Source organism: Streptomyces sp. WELS2 (genome assembly GCF_013870595.1).
Classification (GTDB): domain Bacteria; phylum Actinomycetota; class Actinomycetes; order Streptomycetales; family Streptomycetaceae; genus Streptomyces.
In genome coordinates, this window is record NZ_JACBWZ010001366.1 from 1 (window position 1) to 1,016 (window position 1,016).

Annotated in this window: 1 pseudogene; it reads right to left on the reverse strand. The window is 72.9% G+C overall.

The features are described from left to right. Positions 1-974, reverse strand: a pseudogene (locus tag H5J33_RS36405) (ABC transporter substrate-binding protein); the annotation flags it as partial. Positions 975-1,016 lie beyond the last annotated feature (42 nt).

Here is a 1,016-nt window from a genome sequence, read left to right on the forward strand (position 1 = left end):
CCGTTGAGGGCGAGCTGAGTGTAGGCGGGCTCGAGCGACTTGCGGACCTCCACGTCCCGCAGCGCCTGCTGCTGCTCCAGGTAGCGGCCGATGGTCCGGCCGAGTTGCCCTCGGCCGGTCTCCTCGCCGGCCTCCAGGCCGTGGGCGAGCGCCCAGTCCCGCAGCTTCTTCACGGAGGTGCGGCCGCCGCCCTGGAGCGGGGTCCCGGTGCCCCCCGTACGGTGCGCGAGCCCGATCCGCTGGGCGTCGGCGGCGTCGACCTCGGCCAGGTCCACGCTGCCGTCGGCGAGCGCGGCGGCCCGCTTGTCGCGGGGCACGGCGTGCAGCACGATCCGCTCCAGCTTGGCCGGCCTGCCCCACCAGCGGGGGTTGCGGGTGAGCACCACGTCCTTGTTCGCGGTGTCGACCTTCTCCACCCGGAACGGGCCGGCGGTGACGTTCAGCTTGCGGCGGGCGCCGTCGTTGAAGGCGTCCGGGGTGCCCATGACGTCCTTCGGGTACAGCGGGGAGAACAGCGACTTCCAGTCGGCGTAAGGACGGGAGAAGGTGACCCGCACCTGGAGGTCGTTGTCGCCGCGCTCGATCTTGGCGATGCGGTCGTAGCCGGCGTTGCGGGCGGTCCAGTAGGCGCTGTTGCGGCCGGACAGGGCGCGCCACTGGGCGACGAAGTCGGCGGCGCCGATCTCCCGGCCGTCGCTCCACACGGCCTGCTGGTTCAGCTTGTACAGCACCACCTGGCGCGGCTCGGTCTCGATGACCTCGGCCGATTCCAGGTAAGCCGGGTTGGCCACCGGGCGGCCGTTGGCGTCGAGCCGGAACATCGAGGGCAGCACGGCCTGGGCGACGCGGCCGGTGCCGGCGTCGGCGTCGGCCTGGAAGGTGTTGAGCGTCTCCGGCAGGGCGTCCACGGCCCACTTCAGGGTGGAGCCGTCGGCGACCAGGCTGCGGGCGGCCGGGGCGACATCCTGCCCGGCTCAGGGAGTTGCGTGTGGAAAGCCCTGACGGCCGGCTCACCG